Below are 5,502 nucleotides of genomic sequence, written 5' to 3' on the forward strand. Positions count from 1 at the left end.
GGTTTTTTAAAATGGATTCCCGTTTTCACGGGAATGACAAGAAATGGTATTTTGCGCCCATCTGTGTCATTCCTGCGTAAGCAGGAATCCAGAAAGTGCGAAACCATAGCTTACTATCATAATGCACATAAAAAAACTGCATGGTGAGTTGGCGCATATGTATCGATTCAGGCTTGGTAATTTAAGGATAATTTATGGTATACATGAAGATATTAAAACTGTGAGAATAAAAACTATTGAGACAAGAGGACAGGCTTACAGGTAGTAACGGCAAGAGGATATCCCTACCTTCAAAAAAAAAATTCCTACAACATTCACGATTTTTTCACGCAGATATGTTAGCATATAGGCATGGTAGAAAATTATAAACAATTGCAATGTAACATAGGAGGACACGTTAAATGTTAGAGGATTGTGGATATCAAAAACGAAGGCGTCCCATAGCCGCCATGACGCTATGGATCGGTGTGATACTGTTAATGATCGGCATTGTCTTTCCGGCCGTAAGTGAGGCCGCCAAGTGGTTGACTATAACCAAGTCACCATTGTCAGCGGCCGGTACTGTAGTTGGCTCACCCTCCGGCATTAACTGTGGAGGTACTTGCTCATACAATTATCCCAACAATACTGTCGTAACCCTGACCGCAACTCCGGCAGTCGGATACGTTTTTTCAAGCTGGTCCGGAGACTGTTCAGGGACTGCAACCACAGCTACCGTTACTCTTGATGTAGCCAGGGCATGTACGGCTACTTTTGCATTGGCTGCAACACCGACTCCCACTCCTACACCAACACCGACGCCAACTGCTACAGGCAGCCCGACACCAACTCCAACAGCAACTCCGACTCCTACACCGACACCAACCCCTGTACCGAGCATTTGTCCGACGGCAGCACCAACCAGCACACCTACACCTACTTCAACCCCAGTGCCTATAAGCTCAACCACTACATATTGCGCATCTCCACCGTTTATGCCACAGACGTTAAAACCAAACCTGTTGCTAATACTGGATAACTCCTTCAGTATGTATGACCCCGCCTACTACAGCACCACGTCATACAACTCGAACCCCCTGACGGGAATATATCCGGGCTATGACAACTCGTATGACGACGCAACAACATATTATGGCTACTACACCTCAACACAGTTGTATGAGGCAACTAACGGGACAACCTACACAAACGATGGTAATTGCTCGTATTTCACAACCTACGCAGGCACCTTGCCAGATGCGGCATGTACATACATCAATACGAGTTACCTGTGTCTTACATACAACGCTGACGGGACTGATGTTACAACCTTCAGGGCGAGCGGTAATTTCCTGAACTGGCTGTCTATTTCCAAGATGGACGTCCAAAAACTGGTGCTCACCGGAGGCAAGTACGACAGCAGCTACCAAAAACTCATCGGCGAGACAAGGGGCTGGAATGCCATGAGGTATCTAAAGGAAACCAACCAGGGTTCAAACTTCGTAACCTTTGGTGTACGTGGCCCGGGTAATGGAAAGTATCCGGACTTTGGAAGTTCGGACGGCGGAACAACAAGGATTGATATATTTCAAAAGGATGCAACATTTGGCAGCACTGATTGTATGAAGGCCGTTGATTACTGGCTCAATGGCGGCAGCTTTGGTCAGGCCAAACAAGCCATACTTGATTGCTTCAATGACCCCACTAATGGCGCAGATAAGACACGACCCATATTTAATCACGTGACGCAGTCGTGTTGGGGGTGCAGCTCTCCGGCATGTTTGTTCTCAGATATGGGCAATGGAGATGCCACAAGGATGGCAGGCGACTGTGAAGGCTACTATGGCTCGATTATACCAATAAACATTCCGCCTACCTATGCCAATGCCAACACCCTGGCCTCCATCTGTGCCATAAGCCCAAATGGCTCAGGTACTACAACACACTACGTTGGCGATTGTTACAGCGGTGGTACTTGTGTCGTTGGCGCTAATCCCGTACCCTCAGCCTGTAAAGACTGTGTTAATCAAGGAATCGTCAACTACTGCAACGGTATGCTGTACAACAACGTGGTGGACCCAACGGGGATTGATCTGATAGGTGGCAGCACGACCCGTTCATCTTCGATGCCGTCCTTTTTTATGAACGGCGGGGTGTTGACGCAGCTTGGTAACCCGGTAAAGACGTATCAGTCCAGGCTCAATAAGTCATCGGCACCAACCGGGCTTATCCACGACTTCTACAACCTGATAAAGTTCGGCGTCATGGTGTTTAACACGGACGGCTCTGCCACAGAGTGCGTGGCAGGCGCAACAGCATCCCAAATAGCCTGCCCCTCAGGGACAAACTACGACGGGGGCAAGATCGTCTCCTACATCGAACCAAGCGACGACCAGGCCACCCTCAATGCGGCCAAACAACCCCTAATTGACAGCATAAACGCCATCAGGGCATCTACATGGACGCCTTATTCGGAGTCCTTCTATAACGCAATAGGCTATTTCGCAAGCAACACAGCCATGCGCCTTAACACCGCTGACTTCAACACCACTAATCCGCCAGTAAACTACACATGCAGGCAGAACAACATACTAATCGTCACCGATGGCGTCTCTACGGCAGACAAAAACGCAACCGTGACTACCCTGGTCAACCCTGCAAGCAGCCCCGATGGCGATAACGACTCCGACAACACCTGCCTGTCCTACAGCGGTAGCAAGTACCTCGACGACATGTCGTGGCTGGCCAAACACAAGAAGATTACAAACCTTACACAGACACCGGTAAAGGCGGCAGACACCATCACCACCTACACGGTCTTCACCGGCGAGGACAACGGCGCCACGGATGAGTGTAGCCCTGTTGTCCTGTTGCAGAATACGGCAACAAACGGTGGCGGCACCTATCAGGACGCAAGCAATGCCGCGGCGTTACAAAACGCCCTGAGGTCTGCGTTTCTGGCCATATCGGCAAAGGCGGCATCGGGAACGGCAGCCTCCGTGTTGGGTGAGAAATCCAGGGAAGGCGCCAACATCCTCCAGGCGGTGTTTTACCCCAACAAGCTATTTAATATCACCAGCCCCTCAAGTACGATAACCCGCTCGTGGCTCGGCTATCTCAACAACTTCTGGTTCTACGAAGACGCCACGGCCAATATCGGCAATATCCGGGAGGACACCGTAAACGACAGTATCCTTAACCTGACCTCTGACAATATCGTCAGCTTTGACTTCGTCAACGACCAACTGGTAGTTCATAGCTGGAGCGATACAGACGGAGACGGAGATGGTGATGTTACCCTTGCAGACAAGACCCTTGACGATGTAAAACTCATATGGGAAGCCGGAAAGGTACTGTTTAAGAGGGTGCCTGCCACAAGAAAGATATTTGTAAACGACAGCAACACCACGTATCCCAAGACAACTGCCGGTTCCACCTGTAGCGGGGGCAACTTTGTAACCTTCACAACGGCCAACAAGGGCTGCTTCAGCAGCTACCTCGGTGGAGACCTCAACAGTGATAGCGTTGTAGATGCCGCTGATACAGCGCAGGCAGACAGGCTGATTGACTACGTTATCGGTACCGACTACTCGGAATACAGAACCAGGACCCTGCCGCTGACAAACCCCGTCGATCCCGCAGTGACAGGGACGTGGAAAATGGGCGATATCATACACTCAACACCTCAGATCGTAAAGTATGACAACCTTTACAGCGATTACAGCGTTGCCTACGTAGGCGCCAACGACGGTATGTTGCACGCCTTCAAGATCGGGAAGTTAAGCTCCACAGGCCTCTCCGGCACCCAGAAGGCCCAACTTACCGTTGGTACCAAAGACGCCATTGTCATGGGAGAAGAGCTGTGGTCGTTTATACCCCAGAACGCCCTTCCGTATCTGAGATTCTATGCCGACCCCAACTACTGTCACTCCTACATGGTAGACCTCAGCCCATACCTGTATCAGTACGGCAGCAAGCGCATCATTATAGGCGGCATGAGGCTCGGCGGAGGCTGCGGCGGAACGTCAACCGTTAATCCACCCTCAGACACGTGCGCTGACCCAACCTTGGCCTCGTGCGTAGGGATGTCGTCGTACTTTGCCCTGGACGTCAAGGACCCCAATAACCCCAAACTGCTGTGGGAGTTCACCGACCCGGCACTCAAGTTCAGCTACTCAGGCCCGGCATTGGTAAACTACCAAAACACCAGGTTCGTGATCTTCTTGTCAGGCCCCAATGGCTATGACGGTTCAGCCAACCAGAACCTCAAGGTGTTTGTCCTGAAGCTCAAGCAGGCAGATGACACTATCGACACGGTCTATACCAAAGACCTGGGAGCCTCTTATGCCAACAGCTTTGGAGGCAGGTTGTTCACAAAGGGACTTGACATGAACGAAGACGGCAACACGGACTTCGTGTTCTTTGGCTATTCCAAGTACCTGAGCACTTCGGGTGGTTATCCTCAATGGGGTGGCGGTGTTGTAAAGTTATACATCAATGGCACCGACCCAACACTCTGGGTATATGACAAGAACTATGTTGCCTTTACAGACCCGGACGGCTTTCCGATTACGGCAAAGGTTGCTACTGACAAGTGTTTCGATAAGTACTATCTGTACTTCACCTCAGGCAGATATTTCTCATCAACCGAGATGTACAATACAAGCGCCGGACCGACAACGTTGAAGTCAGATATAGTGGCAGGAGTCCCGCTTATGTGCAACTATCTCAACTCCTGCAACCCTACAAGCATTACAGTAGGCGCTACCGGTACGACTTCCGTATCATCGGCCACGACCGTATGCACCAATCTCTCAACGTCCTCCTATGCAAGTGCGGCATGGTACAGGTCACTGGACCCGATACAATCTCCGTACTATATGGAGCGTGGCGTAACCGATCCGGTAACCACAGGGGCTAACTATGTGATGTTTGTAACGGCAAAACCATCCGATGATATCTGCTCGTTCTCAGGTAGCTCTCGTGTATGGGGCTTTAATTGTGCAACCGGTGGGGCTGTCACCAATACCACGTGCTCAGGTAAAACGGTCAACACGACCAATATCCAGGGGACGTTGTTGTTACAGCTCTCCACGGCGGCTATAAATCAGGTCAACCTGCAAACTGCCTTTGCCAGTTCCCCTGGTCTGCTCTCCACCCCTCCCAGTGCGGGTATGCCGCCTCCCAATCCGCCACCAATAACGAAGACCGGCACAGGCAGCAGAATCATCCACTGGTTAGAGAGGTAAAGATGAAAAAGGGGGGGCGCTGTCCCCCCTCAGCCCTCACCCACAACAAGAGGGGTGAGGCGCAATCTTGTCGCAGCGGGGGGCGAGCCGCCCCGGGCTCAATTGTCGCACCCGCCCCGGCCACGAAGAAGCCCCCTTGACCCCATAAAAATGCCGCTTATCTTGTATCTATACTTTTGCACTTTTTTATTAACTGGCTTTTTATGCGGTTTTTTAAAATGGATTCCCGTTTTCACGGGAATGACAAGAAATGGTATTTTGCGCCCATCTGTGT

Annotated in this window: 1 protein-coding gene; it reads left to right on the forward strand. The window is 50.8% G+C overall.

Annotated elements, in window-relative coordinates:
- Positions 1–401: 401 nt before the first annotated feature.
- Positions 402–5,228, forward strand: coding sequence for an InlB B-repeat-containing protein (locus HWQ67_RS12055; RefSeq protein ID WP_218252939.1), 4,827 nt, complete (start codon positions 402–404; stop codon positions 5,226–5,228).
- The last annotated feature ends 274 nt before the right edge of the window (positions 5,229–5,502 follow it).

It is taken from the genome of Candidatus Magnetobacterium casense (genome assembly GCF_019173545.1).
Classification (GTDB): domain Bacteria; phylum Nitrospirota; class Thermodesulfovibrionia; order Thermodesulfovibrionales; family Magnetobacteriaceae; genus Magnetobacterium; species Magnetobacterium cryptolimnobacter.